The organism is Thioclava sediminum, assembly GCF_002020355.1.
GTDB classification, from domain to species: Bacteria; Pseudomonadota; Alphaproteobacteria; order Rhodobacterales; family Rhodobacteraceae; genus Thioclava; species Thioclava sediminum.
In genome coordinates, this window is sequence record NZ_MPZV01000004.1 from 1 (window position 1) to 16,163 (window position 16,163).

A 16,163-nucleotide genomic window follows, 5' to 3' on the forward strand; every position below is an offset into this window, starting at 1 on the left:
GATATGCTCCGGTCCGCATCGATCATCGACCAAACCGCCCGCATATCTCTTCAGATATCTATCAATGTCAAAGAGCGCGGAGACAAAATCAACCGGCCTCGCCTCAATCCCTTGGGGCGCGCCTGCCAACCGTATCTCCAAAATTTCCTTCGCCTTCAGTCTCTTGCGATCCCTTCCGGCGCCCCGTTGCGGTGTGTGCCGCTTCGGTGAGGCGGTATTTACGGATCACTCCGCGGAGTCGCAAGTGCCTTTTTCGAAAAACTGTCACTTTTCTCGAAAGAACTCACCAAACCACTGAAATCGCTACGCTTTAGATCGCACCGCAAAGGCACCCAATTCACACCAAACCAGCGCAGGGAAGAATCTTGCGCAAATCACCCACCCCCGCGAAACCTCCTGAGGACCATGCCCCAAGGGCAGCACACCAAACCAACCGAGTCACCAGCGAAATGAACGGAATCGCACCGCCATCAATGCGATGAAGACGCCGAGCCAGAGCTAGGCTCAGGGTCTATTGGTCGGCATGCATCCCCAGTGGCGGCCTCTTCCTGAGAACAGAACACCTGACCCACGGCGCATGACATTCATGCCGCGTGGGCCCTTTGAATCAATCGGCCAACCTGATCGGCCCGCGCTCGGGATAGAGGTCGCCGGGACCGGGGTTTGCCGCGGGGCTGCTGCCCCCGAGATGCGTCATGATCCCCCACACCGCATTGAGCGACGTCTGCACCGCACCTTCGACCCAGGCGGGGGTCCAGCTTACACCGTCCCCGGCGAGGAAAACGCCCTTCTGGCTTGCGGCCATGTCTTGCTGCATGAAATGGCCATAGATGCGGTGGTTGTAACGATAGTGCCCCGGCAGGGCGCCCTTGAAGGCCCCGAGGAAGTTTTCGTCCGCCTCCCAGCTCACGCAGATCGGCTGGCCGCGGATATGCGAGGCAATGTCGACGCCGGGGTAGATTTTGCCCAGCGCCTGCAGCGACAGTTCGACCCGGCGCTCCGCACTAAGCGGCAGCACCTTGAGCGCGTCGCTCATCCAAGCGTAGCTGAGACAGATCACACCGGGCCGGTCGGGTCCGTTGTCGAAGAAATAGGTGCCGCGCGTCAGCCGGTCGGTCAGCGTCATCGACATCAGCGGCTCGCCGGTTTCCGGATCGATGTCGTTCCAGAACGGCCGGTCGGTCATGACGAAGGTTTTCGCAGCCTGCATGTAGCGGGTCCGGTCGAGCGCCATCCACATCTTCTGATCGAACAGATCCTCTTCGGTCTCGATCGCCGTCGTCAGCAGGTGCGTCTGGCAGGTCGCCAGCACCGCCGCATAGTCGTTCTCGTTGCCCCATTGGTCGCGAAGCCGGATCATCTCGCCTGCGCGGCTCAGGGCGGTCGCCCGGCTGCGCGTCGCACCGCCATGCAGGCTCGCCAGCGTCGTGCCTTCGGGCCAATGCGCGCAGGCAGGCGCTGCGTTCCACAGGCGATGCAGGACAGTTTCCACCCCGCCCACGATGTAGCGCTGATCGTCGTCGAGCCCGAGCAGGTTCACCCGCAGGATCTCCAGCATCGAGTTCGGGAAATCCGAGTCCCAGCCGCCAGTGCCGAAGCCGACCTGACCGAAAATCTCCCGGTGCGAGAAATCGAGCTTCTGGAACGCGTCGGAATGGGCCACGAAATCGTAGAAGGTGCGCTCGTCCCAATCTTGGACGAGCGGATCCCAGATCGCCTTGATGGCCCCAATGTCCTTGGCGCGCACCGCGGCTTGCAGGTCGGGAAAAGCCGCCTGGCTGCGCAGCGCTTCGTCATAGGCCTCTGCGATCTGATGGTATTGCTCGGGCAGGTCCTCGAGGCTGCGGGCGAAATGTCGTTGGCCTTCGAGCTCGATGACGGTCGACCCGGCGGCGGGCGTCAGCGGGTTGGGAAAGGGTCGGCTCTCGCATCCGACAAGATCGACATAGTGGTAGAACCCGCGCGAGGAGACGGGGAAGCGCATACCGCCAAGCTCCGCCACGACCCCATCCGTTCCTTCGAAGCTCTGCGAGCGCAACCGCCCGCCGAACTGAGAGGACTCGTAAACCACCGGTCGCAGTCCCAGCTTCATCAATTCGTAGGCCGCGATTACCCCGGCCGCTCCGGCACCGATGATGGCGACCGGCGCGCCAAGTACATTCTTCGGAACCGTGCCGAGACCCGCGGGATGACTGATCCAGTCCTCGTAGGAAAAGGGGAAATCCGGTCCAAAGGCTGTCAATTGCTGCATAGCTGTCTCCTGCTCCGCCAGTCGTCACCGCAACCCGATGGATGCGGTAAAGAAGACCTCTACGAGAATGTCAGGGTCTGCAAGCGGGCATTCCGCGGGCGCTCGGGCCGGCGGGTTGACCAGATCGATCCGGCCTTTCAAGCCCGAGTCACCGCAGCGAAATCCGCGACGGCTCTCACCCGGGAGGCGCCATCGGGCCGGCGGCTTCCGTCGCCGCGATGTATCCCGGCTGCGCTCGCAGCGCCGCCCAATAGGCCGCGACCTTCGGATGATCCGCGAGCAGGTCGAACCGCGCCAACAAGGCAATGACATAGGACATCTGGATATCGGCCAGCATCGCCTTGTCGCCGAACAGCAGAGGCCCCGTACCGATCGCCCGTGCGATGAAATTGAGATGGGCATCAAGCGCCGCCTGCGCCTGAGCGGGGACCGGCTTGTCGCGAAAGGCTGGCAAAATCGCTTGCAGCACGACCTCGGCGAAGGAGCTCTCGACGTAATCGAGGAGCTCCTCGTGCTGCCAGAATTCCGGAGTGCCCCGCGGCGGTGTGTGGGTCTCGTCGCCGTATTTCGCGACGAGGTAGCGAAGGATCGTCGCGGACTCCGCGAGTATCCGATTGCCGTCCTCGATCACCGGAGACTTGCCCAAGGGGTGAACCCGGGACAGGGCCTCCGGCGCGCGAAAATTCTCGGTGCGCTGATAATCGACCCGGTGGCAAGGCTCGCCAAGATCGGCGAGCAGCCACAGCACCCGGGTCGCGCGGGAATAGTGCAGAGCGTGAAGCGTGATCATGGCAGGAACACCGCCTTGGCGTTGACGAATTCCTTCATGCCGAAGCCGCCATGCTCTCGCCCGTAACCGGAATCCTTCACCCCGCCGAAGGGCATGTTCGGATCGGCGGTCCCGAAGGAGTTGATCCGGACCATCCCGGTGTCGAAGTGATCGCGGGCGAGTTTGAGGGCGCGGTCTTCATCCTTGCTGAAGATCCCGCCGCCAAGGCCATAGCGGCTATCATTGGCGATGCGCATCGCATCCTCGTCATCCTTGGCGCGGATCACCGCAGCGACGGGACCGAAGATTTCGTCATCATAGGCGGGCATGCCGGGGACCACGTCGACCAGCACCGTCGCGGGGTAATAGGCGCCGGTGCCGCCCGGGGCCTCGCCACCGCAAAGAGCCTTTGCACCCTTGGCGAGGCTCTGCTCCACCTGCTCCTTCACGGTTTCGAACTGATCCTCGCTGGACAGCGGACCAAGCTGGGTGTCGTCTTTCGTGGGATCGCCCATCTTCACCGCCTTCATCTGCTCGACGAAGGCCTCGACGAAGGTGTCATAGACCTTGTCCGCCACGACAAAGCGCTTCGCCGACACGCAAGTCTCGCCGTTGTTATACAGCCGCCCCATCAGCGAAAATTTCACCGCCGTTTCGATATCGGCATCTTCCAGCACGAGATAAGCGTCGTTCGATCCCAGCTCCAACACGGTCTTCTTCAGCGCCTTCGACGCCACGCTACCCACATGCCGACCCGCGCCGTCGCTGCCGGTCAGGGTCACACCGCGCACCAGCGGATGCTCGATCAGATTGTCGCTGGTCTCGTGGTCGATCAGGATGACCTGGAACAGATCCTCCGGCAGCCCGGCCTCGATGCATAGCTCGCGCAGGCGCAGCCCGGAGCCGGTGCAGATGCTCGCATGTTTGAGCACGCAGGCGTTGCCCGCCATCAGGTTCGCCGCCAATACGCGCACCGGCTGATAGAGCGGGAAGTTCCACGGCTGGATCGAGTAGATCACGCCGATCGGCTGAAAGGTGACGACACCACGCGATCCGTTAGCGCCGTGGGTGCGTTCCTCGTCGGCGAGCGCGTCGGGCCCGGTCTTCGCGGTATATTCAAAGATCGCGGCGCAGATCTCGACCTCGGCCTTGCCGTCCTTCAGAAGCTTGCCGGTCTCGCGCGTCATCAGCGCGGCCAGCTCCTCCGCATTCTCGCGGAGCTTCGCGGCGATCTTGGTCAGGTAGGGCGCGCGTTCGGAATGGGACAGCTTGCGCCACTCCAGAAAAGCGGACTGCGCGGCCTCGAGTTTCTCGACGGCCTCCTGCTCGGACATCAGCGGATAGGTCTGGATCGTCTCGCCCGTCGCAGGGTTGGTGGTGGTGATCGTGGACATGAGAACTCCTTCGATTTCACCAGGGAAACTTGCACCGCAGTCAGGGGTTCCAGCGCCCGCGACAGTAACGCGGCGTCTTTCGGCCCGCGAAACGGTCACCGCTGACCACGAAAACTTGTCTCAAGCCCGGCCTTGTCGCTCTCACCCGGGGCCAAGCATTTGAAGACCCCGGAAAAGACGCAGCGGAACGTAGCCGCGCGCCTTTTCGCTGCACGCTTTGCGGTCGCCTCGGACGCAGGGCGCTCTATCTGGCAAAGCAAGCGCGCCCTCGGAAACCCCTGGGCGTGAACCAACCTTTTCCCGACGACATTCAAATCTGGAGATCGACATGGCGACCACTGGCAAGCAACTGTTCACGACGCTGGAGGCAGACGGTACGCTCACCGTCGCGATCGAGGACGTGGACTTCCCCGATCCGACCGGCAATCAGGTCCTCGTGAAGATGGAGGCGGCCCCGATCAATCCGTCGGACCTCGCCATCCTCGTCGGCGCGGCGGATATGGAGAACGCGGAATATTCCCCCGGCAAATTCGTGGCCAAGATGCCCGAGCCGTTCAACGCGGGTTCGAAAGCACGGCACGGCCTCAAGCTGCCCGCCGGGAACGAAGGTGCAGGCACCGTTGTCGCGACCGGTGACAGCGACGCGGCCAAGGCGCTGATGGGACAACGCGTGTCCTGCGTGCCGGGCAACGCCTACAGCCAATATTGCATCGCCGATGCGCAGATGTGCCTGCCGCTGGGCGATCACTCCTCCGAGGAGGGCGCGAGCGCCTTCGTCAATCCGATGACCGCGCTGGGGTTCGCCGAGAACGCCAAGATGGATAAGCAGGACGCGATCCTGCACACGGTCGGGGCGTCGAACCTCGGCCAGATGCTGACCCGCATCTGTCAGGAGGACGGGCTCGGACTGGTCAATATCGTGCGCAAGGACGATCAGGTCGATCTGCTCGAGAAGATCGGATCGACCCATGTCGTGAACTCGTCGCAGGATGACTTCATGCAGAAACTCAGCGCCGCGATCGACGACACCGGCGCGTTCTACGGCTTCGACCCGATCGGCGGCGGCCACGCGGTCGACAACGCCTTCAAGGCGATGGAGCAGGTCGCGGTGAGCCGGATGACGGAATACTCGCGCTACGGCTCGAACCAGCCCAAGCGGATGTTCATCTACGGTCGGCTCGACACCGGTCCGACGACGCTTTCCCCGAGCTATGGCTTCGGCTGGACGCTGTCGGGCTGGCTGCTGTTCCCGTTCCTGCAAGCGGCGGGGCAAGAAACCGTCGGCCGCATGCGCAAGCGCGTGCGCGACAATCTCACCACCACCTTCGCCAGCCATTACAAGACGCACGTCAATCTCGACGAGATGCTGACAAAGGAAGCCGTGACCGATTACCGGAAGATGAAGACCGGAGAGAAATACCTCGTGACCCCCTGGTCCTGATGATGCATCGCCGAAGTGGCCCGGATCGGTTCCGGGCCGCTTCGCCGGCAGTCGCGAGAACGGACCTTGGTCAGCTCACGCTCCGCCCGTGTCGGCGCGGCGGAAAAAGTAGCCTGAGGCAGAACGCAGTCTCTGCGAGGATCGTCACCCCGTATGCCGGAGCGAAAGCCGCCGAGAGGTCGGGGGCGAGAAACCGTATTCCGCTGCCAATCAGATAGACCAGACCGGCCAGCGCGAGCCCCACCCCGAAGGCTTTCGCGAAGAGGCCCGAGCGCCAGACCAGAACGCCCATCATCAGGCTGTTCACACCGAAGAAGACCAGCCCGAGATCGTAGCCATGGCCATGCAGCTCGAGAAAGATCAGCGCCAGCGACTGAGCGTCGGCCACATCATGGGCGTTTGACAGAAGCAGCCAGGCCGTCTGCAAGGCCATCAGATTTGCCGCGATGAGGACGGCCTGAACCAGCCGAAATACCATCGCAGATAGAGCAAGACCCGGAGCGACGCTGCGAAAAATCAGATAGAGCAAGACGGCAAGCCCCGCATCGCTCAGCGCCATGACCAGATCGGCGATGATCGCCAGCCGGAACTGGCCCGGCGCCGCCAGTATCGCTGCGGCCGTGCCTGCGGCATCTGAAAGGTCGATCAGCGGAGCGCGCAGCCCAAGCTCCGCGCCGAGCCCCATGACGATGATGATGAGATATAGCAGCCCGGCGAGGCGCGACTTTCGGATCAGGTCGTCCGTCAGGGAAAGCTGGGCCACGAGGAAGCTCCTCCGTTGATTGACGCTCACGCCGCTCTCGATTGCGCCACGTGCGACGGGCGGAAGCTATTGGCAACCTGCGGACGGTTCGCGCGCTGCCCGGCCCAGACCGAGATCAGAACGATAGCTGCGCCGCTCATCTGGAGCAACGACAGGCCCTGCCCCAGCCAGAGCCAGCCAAGGGTGACCGCCGTGACCGGGCTCATCATCCCCAGCATCGAAACCGCGCCGGGCTCGAGACGGGCAATGCCCCGGAACCAGATCGCATAGGTCGCGCCCGCCCCGATCAGGCCAAGCCAGATCAGACCTGACAGGTTCAGCGCGGTCAGCGGCGGCAGCGACGGCTCGACGATCAAAGCCAGCGGCAGCAGGATCAGCCCACCTGCTGTCAGTTGCCAGCCGGTGAAACTCAGCGCCGAGACAGGCAGCTGCCATTTGCGGCTCAGCACGGTGCCCGCCGCCATCGACGCGGCCCCGCCAATACCCGCGATCACACCCACGGGATCGAGCGCGGCCTCTGGCCCCAGCAGAAGAAGCGCGACGCCCAGCACACCCGTCGCCGCAGCGGCAACCGCCCCGGCGCGCACCGGCGTGCCAAGCCAGCCGCGCGCCATGAGGATAACCATCATCGCCTGCAGCGAGCCGAGCGTCGCCGCGACCCCGCCGGGCAGACGATATGCCGCCACGAAGAGAAGGCTCCAGAACAGGGCGAAGTTCAGGCTGCCGAGGAGGAACGTGCGGCCAAGCCATGCACGCGGCGGCAGCGATCGCGTGAGTGCGAGCATCAACCCCCCCGCAGGCAAGGCGCGCAGCGCCGCAAGCGTAATGGGGTAGCCAGCGGGCAGCGCCTCGGTGGTGACGAGATAGGTGCTCCCCCAGATAGCCGGGGCGAGCGCCGTAAGAAGAATATCGGTGGTGCGTGACATTGGGTGACTCGTATTCAGGGAGAAGCGCGCGAGAGAGAGAGAGAGAGAGAGAAGACGGGGCCTCGGGGCGGTATCGGTGCGCCGCGTTAGGGCCCTTCTGAATGCCTCACCTCATGGAAACCCTCCTCAGGCGTGGGTTCGACGAAATGGCGGGTGAACTGACGAAACTGGGCTTCGGAGATCTCGAACGGGTGATCCCCGCGATGATTGCGCGCCTGCATCCGCGCCAGGCACATAGCATCGGACACGTCGAGCACATAAAGCTGATGCGCCGCATCGGTCTGGTCGAGGATACCGCGCAACCAGTCCCGCTGCGTGACGGTATTCGCCGGGAAATCGAGGACCACCGAAAGCCCCGCATTCAGCAGTTTCACCACATGCGACGCGACGACCCGCCGGAGCCTCGAAGAATAGTCGACGTAATCGGACGGTGACCGCAACGCATCGGCGAAAAGCACATGGAGCCACTCGTCCTCGGCGATGAGTACCGTTCCGGGCGCACGCGCCAAGCGTGCCGCCAGACTGGATTTGCCAGAGGCGATCTTGCCGCACAGCATGTAGAGGGTCGGAGATGGATAGGTCATTTTGGCACCTTCGGTCGGGTCGTTCACAGAAAGTGGCGCGGCGAGAGACAGGGACGCTCGGGCCAGGGCTCGAGCCCGATATCGCGCATCAGATAGGGCGAGAGATCGCGCGGCACGCGTCGCGGATGGAAGCGCCGATGCCGGAGACCACGGAACAACAAACGGATCTTCATCAGGGGCACTCCTCAGGCGACGAGTTTCAGCGAGCTGCGCAGCTGTGCCGCGAGGTCTTCACGCGTCCCGTTCACGAGCCGCGCACCGGTTTCCCGGACGATCAGCGCGGGAATGGAGCGGACCTGAAGCGCGCGGGCGCGTTGCCGATCGGCTTCGACGGCTTCGGTGGTGGCCGGATCGTCGAACGCCTCTGCGAAGGCCGCCGCCTCGAACCCGAGGCTTCGCGCGACGTCGCGCACGATGACCGGATCGGCGATGTTGCGGGCCTCGGTGAGATGCGCGCGCTGCAGCCGGTCGAACATCTCCCAATGGGCGCCCTGCCCGCCCAGCGCCTCCGCGGCCTTGCATCCGAGCGCGGCGGTCATCCCGTGCGGATAGTCGAAATCAGCGGCCCGCATGGCCGCGATATCGACAAGCTCCGGTCGGTCGCTGACCTCTCTACAGACCGCCCAATGCCCGAGGATGGTCTCACGGGCGGCTTCGGGGGAGCCCCAGCGCGCAGCCATTTCGGCGCGGTCTGCCTGCAGGACGAATGTGCGATGCCGGATGTCGAGATCGAACTCGGCGGCGAGGCTGCGCATCCGCGACGAGATGTTGAAACACCAGCAGCAGACCACGTCGTGAAAGAAATCGATGGTGAGCTTGGGCATCACGCGGCCTCCTCGTTCAGAGCGGCCCCTGCCAGCCGCGCCGCGATGCGCGCGACATGGGCGCCCTGAAACCGTGCACCCGCGAGATCGGTTTCGGTCGGTGTCCGTGATCCGTCCGCCCCGGCGATCGTGCCGGCGCCGTAGGGCGCACCGCCGACGATACCGTCGGCCCGCGTCTGATCAGCAAAAGTGTAGGGCATCCCGGCGATGAGCATCCCGAAATGCTGCAGCGGAATCTGCGTGGAAAGCAGCGTCGCCTCGTGCCCGCCATGCTGCGATCCGGTGGAGGTGAACACGGCGGCGACCTTGCCGACCAGCGCATTGCGCGCCCAGAGCCCGCCCGCCTGATCGAGGAAGGACTTCACCTGACCGGCCATCATCCCGAACAGCGTGGGCGTGCCGAAGATGATCGCATCATAGGCTTCGAGATCGGCGGGGGTCGCAACGGGTGTGTCGTCGGCGGCGAAGCCAGCCTTCTGCCGGATATCGTCAGGCAGGGTTTCGGGAACGCGGCGCAGATCGACATGCGTGCCAGGCACGCTGCGTGCGCCCTCCGCCTCGGCTTGGGCGAGCGCACGGACATGGCCGTAGCTGGAATAATAGAGAACGAGAACGCGGGTCATTGGATCCTCTCAGGGCATGGGTTTCATTGCCCGAGAAGATCGCGGATCAGCCGCGTCGGAATAAGCGGCCGAGGCGCAAATCACTCTTTACGCCGGTTGAAGAATGTCAGGGCGCCATCGCCGCCCGCAGGTGATCGAGAAACGCCGTCACTTTCGCATCCATGCCCAGCCGCGAGGCCGTCACGGCGAAAATCTCCGGTGCGGGCAGTTCCCACTCGGGCAGGACGCGCACCAGATCGCCGCGCGCCTCGGGATCGTTCGAGACGAAATCCGGCAAGGTGCCGATGCCTTGTCCCGCGATCAGCAGATCGCGCAGCACGAGACTGTTGCCCACGCGAATGGCGGGATCGAGATCTAGCGTGGTGGCCCCGGACGGCCCGTGCAGCGCCCATTTCGTCAGATGGTCGGCCAGCAGGAAGCCGATGACCCTATGCCCCGCGATATCCTCCGGTCGCTCGGGACTGCCGGCCTGCGCGAGATAGGCAGGCGAAGCGAAGATGCGCTGACGCATGGTGCCGATCTTGCGCGCGACCAGAGCCGAGTCCGGCATCGCCGGTCGGATGCGGATCGAGACATCGAACCCGCCCTCCACCATGTCGACCACTCGGTCATCGAGCGAGAGCGACAGCCGCAGATCGGGATGCGCCTCCAGAAACTCCGGCAGGATCGGGGAGATCACCGTCTGCCCGAAAGAGCTCGAGGCGTTCACTTTCAGATGCCCGCGCACAGCCCCGGCCCCGTCGCGGATACGCGTCTCGACCGAGGTCACCGCGTCGAGGATGCCGCTCGCCTCGTCGTAGTAGACACGCCCGGCATCGGTCAGAGACATCGAGCGCGTCGTGCGTGTCAGCAGCGAGCTCCCGAGGCTTTCTTCCAGCAGCTTGATCTCGCGGCTCAAAAGCGCGGGCGACACCCCGAGATCCTCCGCCGCGCGCGCGAAACTGCCGCGCTCGACAATGCGGCGGAAGGCTTGCATGACGGAAAGCTTGTCCATTTCGGAAAACCCTCGGGGCGGTCAGGTAGCGCTCCGAATAGCACGAATTTCGCGGCACGCGAACGCCCTCGCAGAGAGCGACGGCAATTGCCGAAGCCGCAGGGTGCATCGCGGGAGACGAAGGCGACCTTCACGACCGCGGCCCAAAACTGCGACCGGAGGGCCCGCTCACTCGGTGGGCCGCTCCTCCAGATCCAGCCGCATCGTGGCCATGCCCTGCCGCCGCGACAGCTCCTCATAGCCAGCCGAGAGATAGGCGTTGTGGGCTGGCGCGTTGTCGACTTCCACCTTCAAGGTCAGGGTCAGCGCCCCGAGGTCGCGCGCCGCCTGCTCCACATGGCTCGTCAGCTCCGCAGCGGCGCCTCCGCGTGCCTCTTCGACGAGATAGACATAGGTCAGGTGCCGCACTTCCGGCCCGACACCCTCACGCAGCGCGAAGAAACCCACATCTCGCCCCGCGGCATCCTGCAGGTAGAAGGAGACATCTTCGCGGTCTCCGAGCCACTTCTGATGCCATTCCATCTCGTCGAAAGGGACTTTCGCATTGGGATTGAGCAACGGGATTTCGGCGTCCGACAGCATTGCTGCCAAGGGTGCCAGATCGCGGTCGCGGTTGCGGCGCAGGGTAAGTGCCATATGTCCTTCCTTCGGCTGGGCCCGGCACGTGCGCCGAGGGTCCTCATGAAAGGTCGCGTGCCTGACACAAAAGTCCAGTCCGGGTCAACCGGAGGGGCCCCGCAACTGCGTCCATGTCCAAGGTGCGGGCAGGCCCGAGCGACCGACCATCAGACAGCGGCGCTCGAATATTCACCGTTTCGGAGCTTTGGAGAATAATCGAGCGAGCTTTGTGAGGGGTGTGGGGACGGCACAACAAAGCTCGCTCGATACCCCGCGGCTCAGGTCAGGCGTGTTTGCGGCCGGTGACCATGGCTCTCGCGAGGTGTTCGTGATGGGAGTGGCCCGCGAGGTGCACGCCTCCCAAATGTAGGACACTCAACTCGAGTGTCAGGTGGGCGGTGGCGAATCCCGCCACCAGCCCTCAGTATCCGAAGCGGACGAAAGGGCCTCAGACCCGACTGGCCTCTCCTTTGCTCATCAGTCCAGCTCGGAGCCGATGATCTCGCCCGACACCGGGTCGAGCTTCAACTCAAGCCGACGACCGTCGCGATCGCGGACCTTGGCTTCGTAGCTGTAGCGCTCCATCTCCATCTTGCTGATCTGGTAGCCCTCGGCACGCAGGTCGCTGGCGACCTCGTCCATCTTCTTCCACTGCTCGCGCGCCTGATTCATGTTGCGAACTTCCTCGCGGTAGTTCGACGGCATGCCATATTCGCCCTCGGACTCGCCATTGCGATACGAGTTGCGATATTCGTTCCGGTATTCGTAGGTCTCGCGGTTCTGGGACTTGGTCTGCGTGGCATTCTTCTGCGGCAGCATGACCTGACCGCCCGACTGCCCGCCGCCACCATTCCCATTGCCACCAGGACCCTGCGCCTGTGCGGCACCGAGGCTGAATGCGCCGACAGCGGCACCGAGGGCGGCGGTGAAGAGAAGAGTGCGTTTCATCTTTAACTCCTGTGATCGGATAGGGGCGAGTTGCCCGGATGAGACGACATTGGCAGAATCACTCTGACGCCGTACTGACGGGCTTTGTCAGCGTTCTGTCAGCTTGTTTGCGCTAGGAAAGCCGCATGAAAACGCTCACGACCCTCCTCCTTCTTTCGCTGGCCACGGCCACGCCCGCCCTCGCCGATCGCGCGGGCGGCGGAGGCGGCTCGGGCCGAGGCGGCTCGGATCACGACCGGGCGCGCAGCGCGGTCGAGCGTGAAGAGATCCTTCCGCTGTCGAAAATCCTCGGCGGCGTGCGCAACCGTTTCGGCGGCCGCGTCATCAAGCTGGATCTCGAATCGGATGACGGTCACTATATCTACGAGCTCAAGCTGATCACCCCGGAAGGCCGGATCATCGAGCTTGAGGTTGACGCGGCGACCGGTTTGCCGATTGGTAGTCCCGAAGACAGCGAGCGCGACGGGGACAAGTAATGCGCGTATTGGCGGTCGAGGACGACCAGAGGATCGCGGCGGATCTCAAGGCTGCGCTCGAGGCGGCGGGATTTCTCGTCGAGACCTGCGCGGACGGGCTTGATGCGTGGTTTCTGGGCGATACCGAAGATTACGACCTCGTCATTCTCGATCTGGGCCTGCCGAAGATGGACGGGCTGAGCATCCTCAAGAAATGGCGCGCCAATGATCGCGAGATGCCGGTGCTGGTGCTGACCGCGCGCGGCGCCTGGACCGAGCGGGTCGAGGGAATCGACGCGGGCGCGGATGACTACCTGCCCAAACCGTTCCGAATGGAGGAACTGGTCGCCCGGGCGCGTGCCCTGATCCGGCGCTCCGCCGGGCGGGCCTCGTCGAACCAGAGCGTGGGCGAGTTGACGCTCGACGCGAACCGGATGAGCGTATCTATCCGCGGTGTGCCCATCGCGGCGACGGCGCTGGAATTCCGGCTGCTCTCCTACCTGATGCTGCATCGCGACCGCGTCGTGCCGCCGACGGAACTGCTCGAACATCTCTATGGCGATGACGACTCGCGCGAGGCCAATGCGCTGGAGGCGCTCGTGGCGCGGCTGCGCCGTAAGCTGGGCCCCGGCGTGATCGGCACGCGGCGCGGCTTTGGCTATTTCCTCGAAGGCGGCGGCGCGTGATGCGGTTGTCGCTGCGCCTCCGGCTCGCGCTTGGCGGCGCGCTCGCGGTGGTGCTGGCGCTGGCGATTGCCTCCGCCGCGCTTACGGCGCTGTTTGCCGCCCATGTTCAGCGCCGGGCCGAGGCCGAACTGTCGGTGCAACTCGATCAGGTCGTGGCAGCGCTCGGACGCGATGCCGACGGGAGGCTGGCGCTGCAGACGCCGCCCGCCGATCCGCGGTTCGATCAACCTCTCAGCGGGCTTTATTGGCAGATCGACCTCGGCGACACGCTGCTGCGGTCGCGCTCGCTTTGGGATTACGCGCTGCCGCTACCGCCCGATGAGCTGCCCGACGGACATATCCACGTGCATCGTCTTCCCGACCAGACAGGCGACACCCTTCTGACGCTAGAGCGCAGCGTGACCCTGCCACCCTCGCTGGGCGGGAGCCAAGTGCGCGCGGCGGTCGCGCTGACGACGGTCGATCTGGATCAGGCGCGCAACGATTTTCTCAAGGAACTGCTGCCCTATAACGCTATCCTCGCAGCCGCTCTGATCGTTGCCGGATGGGTTCAACTTTTCTTTGGCCTGCGGCCCCTTTCGGAAGTGGGCCGCCGCGTGCTCGCCGTGCGCTCGGGCGAACAGCGCCGGCTCGGCAGCGATTTCCCGAAAGAGGTGCAGCCCCTCGCGAATGAGGTCGACGCGCTGATCGACGCCCGCGAGGCCGAGCTGGACCGCGCGCGCCACCGCGCCGCCGATCTCGCGCACGGGTTCAAAACGCCGCTGCAGGCGCTGATGGGCGAGGCCGACCGGCTGCGCCAGACCGGCCAGACCGAGCCTGCCGCCGCCATCGAGGAAATTGCCGAAGCGATGCGCCGCCATGTCGACCGCGAATTGACCCGGTCGCGCCTCGCGGGGCGCGTGGTGAAAGACAAAGCCACGGTGGCCCCTGTCGTGCAGCAGATTGTCTCGGTGATCCGGCGCACCCCCACGGGCAGCGCGGTGGAGTGGGATATCGCCGTGCCCGAGGATCTGCAGGTGACGCTCGACGCCAGTGATCTTGCCGAAGCGCTCGGGGCGTTGATCGAGAATGCCAGCCGCCATGCCACGTCGCAGGTCACGATCCGCGCAAGCCGACGGGCGGAAATGATCGCCATCGACGTGCAGGACGATGGCCCGGGCATCTCGGCGGACCGCATCGAGCATCTTCAGAAACGCGGCGCGCGCGCCGATGAAAGCGGTCATGGTTTGGGACTGTCGATCAGTGCCGAGATCGCGCAGGCCGTCGGCGGTACGCTGAGCATCGCGAATGCCGAGACCGGGCTGCGTGTGACGCTAATCCTTCCAGACGCCCGCGCTGGCGTTCCCGGGACGCGCCGCCCCTGAACACCTGAAACGCGCATCATCCTCACGCATCGTTTATGAGCGATGTCCTGCCTACATATTCAAGTTTTGGAACATGAATCGATCGCGGCGCATTTCTCCGGCAATCCCGAACGGACGGAAATTCGGAGGCAAATGACATGACCATGCGTTTTGAACAGATCCTTGCGGAAGGGATCGCCCAGTGCTCCTACCTGTTGGGCGACACCGGCAGCGGCACCGCCGCCGTCGTCGATCCCCGCCCGGATTGCGATATCTATATCGAGCGCGCCAAGGCGCTCGGCCTGACGATCACCCATGTGTTCGAGACCCATATCCACGCCGACTTCCTGTCGGGCGCGCGCGAATTGGTGGACCGGCTGGATGGCACGCCCAAGCTTTGCGTCAGCGTCGAAGGCGGCGCCGAATATGACTTCGCGCATGAGGGCATCCGCGATGGCGACAAATTCACCTTCGGCCAGCTCACGCTCGAGACGCGGCACACGCCGGGGCACACGCCCGAACACGTCTCCTTCCTGCTCTACGAGAAGGAGAATGACGACCCGTGGGGCGTGCTGAGCGGGGATTCCTTCTTCGTGGATTCGGTCGGCCGGCCCGACCTTCTGGGCGACGACAAGACCGAGGAGCTGACCGAGGCGCTCTTCCGCACCACGCAGGAATTCTACATGCAACTGCCCGAGGGCGTGCTCGTCTATCCCTGCCACGGCGCGGGCTCGGCCTGCGGGCCGAATATCGGCGACCGGATGTCCACCAGCATCGCCTATGAGAAAGCCCATAACAAATACGTCCAGATCACCGATCTGGAGGCCTTCAAGGAGGAGATGACGAAGGACGCCCCGCCGGTGCCGACGCATTACCCGCGCCTCAAGAAGGTGAACGCGGCGGGCCCCGAGGTGATGCACGGATTGCCGCGCTGCATCGGCAAGACGCCGGAGGAGTTCGAGGCGCTCATCGCGAAAGACGATGTGCAACTGGTCGATATCCGCGACATGCTCGCCTTCGGCGGCGGCTTTATCGAGGGCTCGATCAACATCGGGCTGCAGCCGATCCTGTCGGTCTGGGCGGGCTGGACGCTCGATCCCGACAAGCCCATCGCGCTTGTGAGCGAAAAAGCTGCCGACATCGACGAGGCCGTGCTGCGTCTCTGGCGCGTGGGTTTCACGAAATTCGCAGGCCACCTGAACGGCGGCATCGCCGCGTGGCGCACCTCCGGGCGACCGCTTGCACATATCCCGCAGGTCCCCGTGCAGGAGCTGAAGGGCAGCGATCTGACCCCGCTCGACGTGCGCAAGGACGAGGAATGGGACGGCGGCCATATCCCCGGCGCCATCCACCATTTCCTCGGCACGCTGGAAGACGAGATGGACCAACTCGACCGTTCGACCGATTATGCGGTCTATTGTCAGGGCGGCTACCGTGCCAGCGTGGCTGCAAGCCTGCTGCACCGTGCCGGGTTCAAGAACGTCTCCGCCGTGCCGGGCAGCTTCGGCGCATGGTCCGCGCAGGACTACCCGGTCGAAACGTAA

At 64.4% G+C, this 16,163-nt stretch carries 17 protein-coding genes; 5 read left to right on the forward strand and 12 right to left on the reverse strand.

Annotation, left to right across the window (positions count from 1 at the left end):
* Positions 1–607: 607 nt before the first annotated feature.
* The 3 genes from BMI91_RS15290 to BMI91_RS15300 all read right to left on the reverse strand — a co-directional run bounded on the left by BMI91_RS15290 (position 608) and on the right by BMI91_RS15300 (position 4,414).
* Entirely contained in the window at positions 608–2,251 is a 1,644-nt protein-coding gene (locus BMI91_RS15290; RefSeq protein ID WP_078605787.1) for a flavin monoamine oxidase family protein, read from the reverse strand.
* Positions 2,252–2,426: 175 nt separating this feature from the next.
* Positions 2,427–3,041, reverse strand: a complete 615-nt coding sequence (locus BMI91_RS15295) for a glutathione S-transferase family protein (RefSeq protein ID WP_078570525.1) — start codon at positions 3,039–3,041, stop codon at positions 2,427–2,429.
* On the reverse strand, positions 3,038–4,414 hold the full coding sequence (locus BMI91_RS15300; RefSeq protein WP_078605788.1) for an NAD-dependent succinate-semialdehyde dehydrogenase: 1,377 nt from the start codon (positions 4,412–4,414) through the stop codon (positions 3,038–3,040). The genes BMI91_RS15295 and BMI91_RS15300 overlap by 4 nt, the downstream gene beginning before the upstream one ends.
* Before the next feature lie 328 nt (positions 4,415–4,742).
* On the opposite strand from BMI91_RS15300, the gene BMI91_RS15305 reads away from it, so the two are divergent.
* Positions 4,743–5,855 carry a zinc-binding dehydrogenase gene (locus tag BMI91_RS15305; RefSeq protein WP_078605789.1) on the forward strand — a complete coding sequence of 371 codons (1,113 nt, stop codon included), beginning with the start codon at positions 4,743–4,745 and terminating at the stop codon, positions 5,853–5,855.
* A 70-nt stretch (positions 5,856–5,925) separates the two neighbouring features.
* Here the strand turns inward: BMI91_RS15305 and BMI91_RS15310 are convergent, their stop codons facing one another.
* The 9 genes from BMI91_RS15310 to BMI91_RS15345 form a co-directional block, all read right to left on the reverse strand.
* Positions 5,926–6,618 (reverse strand): DUF4386 domain-containing protein, encoded by a 693-nt coding sequence (locus tag BMI91_RS15310; protein WP_093477201.1) that lies wholly within the window; start codon positions 6,616–6,618, stop codon positions 5,926–5,928.
* A 26-nt stretch (positions 6,619–6,644) separates the two neighbouring features.
* Positions 6,645–7,544 (reverse strand): EamA family transporter, encoded by a 900-nt coding sequence (locus BMI91_RS15315; RefSeq protein WP_078605790.1) that lies wholly within the window; start codon positions 7,542–7,544, stop codon positions 6,645–6,647.
* Between the two features lie 86 nt (positions 7,545–7,630).
* Entirely contained in the window at positions 7,631–8,128 is a 498-nt protein-coding gene (locus BMI91_RS15320; protein WP_078606069.1) for a P-loop nucleotide/nucleoside kinase family protein, read from the reverse strand.
* A gap of 23 nt (positions 8,129–8,151) precedes the next feature.
* The gene (locus BMI91_RS20080) at positions 8,152–8,301 is read right to left on the reverse strand and encodes a hypothetical protein (protein ID WP_158522180.1); all 150 of its coding nucleotides are present in this window, start codon (positions 8,299–8,301) and stop codon (positions 8,152–8,154) included.
* Positions 8,302–8,313: 12 nt separating this feature from the next.
* Positions 8,314–8,952, reverse strand: a complete 639-nt coding sequence (locus BMI91_RS15325; protein ID WP_078605791.1) for a DsbA family oxidoreductase — start codon at positions 8,950–8,952, stop codon at positions 8,314–8,316.
* Positions 8,952–9,575, reverse strand: a complete 624-nt coding sequence (gene wrbA, locus BMI91_RS15330; RefSeq protein WP_078605792.1) for an NAD(P)H:quinone oxidoreductase — start codon at positions 9,573–9,575, stop codon at positions 8,952–8,954. Before wrbA ends, BMI91_RS15325 begins: the two co-directional genes overlap by 1 nt.
* Positions 9,576–9,681: 106 nt before the next feature.
* Positions 9,682–10,569, reverse strand: a complete 888-nt coding sequence (locus tag BMI91_RS15335; RefSeq protein WP_078605793.1) for a LysR family transcriptional regulator — start codon at positions 10,567–10,569, stop codon at positions 9,682–9,684.
* Between the two features lie 168 nt (positions 10,570–10,737).
* On the reverse strand, positions 10,738–11,205 hold the full coding sequence (locus tag BMI91_RS15340; RefSeq protein ID WP_078605794.1) for a GNAT family N-acetyltransferase: 468 nt from the start codon (positions 11,203–11,205) through the stop codon (positions 10,738–10,740).
* A 459-nt stretch (positions 11,206–11,664) separates the two neighbouring features.
* Positions 11,665–12,135 carry a PepSY domain-containing protein gene (locus BMI91_RS15345; protein WP_078522774.1) on the reverse strand — a complete coding sequence of 157 codons (471 nt, stop codon included), beginning with the start codon at positions 12,133–12,135 and terminating at the stop codon, positions 11,665–11,667.
* A gap of 125 nt (positions 12,136–12,260) precedes the next feature.
* Here BMI91_RS15345 and BMI91_RS15350 point away from each other — a divergent pair, with 125 nt between their 5' ends.
* The 4 genes from BMI91_RS15350 to BMI91_RS15365 all read left to right on the forward strand — a co-directional run bounded on the left by BMI91_RS15350 (position 12,261) and on the right by BMI91_RS15365 (position 16,163).
* Positions 12,261–12,611 carry a PepSY domain-containing protein gene (locus BMI91_RS15350; protein WP_078605795.1) on the forward strand — a complete coding sequence of 117 codons (351 nt, stop codon included), beginning with the start codon at positions 12,261–12,263 and terminating at the stop codon, positions 12,609–12,611.
* The gene (locus tag BMI91_RS15355) at positions 12,611–13,276 is read left to right on the forward strand and encodes a response regulator transcription factor (protein WP_078541405.1); all 666 of its coding nucleotides are present in this window, start codon (positions 12,611–12,613) and stop codon (positions 13,274–13,276) included. Before BMI91_RS15350 ends, BMI91_RS15355 begins: the two co-directional genes overlap by 1 nt.
* Entirely contained in the window at positions 13,276–14,640 is a 1,365-nt protein-coding gene (locus BMI91_RS15360; protein WP_078605796.1) for a sensor histidine kinase, read from the forward strand. Before BMI91_RS15355 ends, BMI91_RS15360 begins: the two co-directional genes overlap by 1 nt.
* Positions 14,641–14,777: 137 nt before the next feature.
* Positions 14,778–16,163, forward strand: coding sequence for an MBL fold metallo-hydrolase (locus tag BMI91_RS15365; protein WP_078605797.1), 1,386 nt, complete (start codon positions 14,778–14,780; stop codon positions 16,161–16,163).

What these genes read in the sequence shown, in the direction of transcription:
- BMI91_RS15290 (WP_078605787.1), bottom strand. Translation starts at nt 2,251, where the DNA reads ATGCAGCAATTGACAGCCTTTGGACCGGATTTCCCCTTTTCCTACGAG.
- BMI91_RS15350 (WP_078605795.1), top strand. Translation starts at nt 12,261, where the DNA reads ATGAAAACGCTCACGACCCTCCTCCTTCTTTCGCTGGCCACGGCCACG.
- BMI91_RS15325 (WP_078605791.1), bottom strand. Translation starts at nt 8,952, where the DNA reads ATGCCCAAGCTCACCATCGATTTCTTTCACGACGTGGTCTGCTGCTGG.
- BMI91_RS15345 (WP_078522774.1), bottom strand. Translation starts at nt 12,135, where the DNA reads ATGAAACGCACTCTTCTCTTCACCGCCGCCCTCGGTGCCGCTGTCGGC.
- BMI91_RS15365 (WP_078605797.1), top strand. Translation starts at nt 14,778, where the DNA reads ATGACCATGCGTTTTGAACAGATCCTTGCGGAAGGGATCGCCCAGTGC.
- BMI91_RS15300 (WP_078605788.1), bottom strand. Translation starts at nt 4,414, where the DNA reads ATGTCCACGATCACCACCACCAACCCTGCGACGGGCGAGACGATCCAG.
- BMI91_RS15335 (WP_078605793.1), bottom strand. Translation starts at nt 10,569, where the DNA reads ATGGACAAGCTTTCCGTCATGCAAGCCTTCCGCCGCATTGTCGAGCGC.
- BMI91_RS15315 (WP_078605790.1), bottom strand. Translation starts at nt 7,544, where the DNA reads ATGTCACGCACCACCGATATTCTTCTTACGGCGCTCGCCCCGGCTATC.
- wrbA (WP_078605792.1), bottom strand. Translation starts at nt 9,575, where the DNA reads ATGACCCGCGTTCTCGTTCTCTATTATTCCAGCTACGGCCATGTCCGT.
- BMI91_RS15340 (WP_078605794.1), bottom strand. Translation starts at nt 11,205, where the DNA reads ATGGCACTTACCCTGCGCCGCAACCGCGACCGCGATCTGGCACCCTTG.
- BMI91_RS15320 (WP_078606069.1), bottom strand. Translation starts at nt 8,128, where the DNA reads ATGACCTATCCATCTCCGACCCTCTACATGCTGTGCGGCAAGATCGCC.
- BMI91_RS15305 (WP_078605789.1), top strand. Translation starts at nt 4,743, where the DNA reads ATGGCGACCACTGGCAAGCAACTGTTCACGACGCTGGAGGCAGACGGT.
- BMI91_RS20080 (WP_158522180.1), bottom strand. Translation starts at nt 8,301, where the DNA reads ATGAAGATCCGTTTGTTGTTCCGTGGTCTCCGGCATCGGCGCTTCCAT.
- BMI91_RS15295 (WP_078570525.1), bottom strand. Translation starts at nt 3,041, where the DNA reads ATGATCACGCTTCACGCTCTGCACTATTCCCGCGCGACCCGGGTGCTG.
- BMI91_RS15360 (WP_078605796.1), top strand. Translation starts at nt 13,276, where the DNA reads ATGCGGTTGTCGCTGCGCCTCCGGCTCGCGCTTGGCGGCGCGCTCGCG.
- BMI91_RS15355 (WP_078541405.1), top strand. Translation starts at nt 12,611, where the DNA reads ATGCGCGTATTGGCGGTCGAGGACGACCAGAGGATCGCGGCGGATCTC.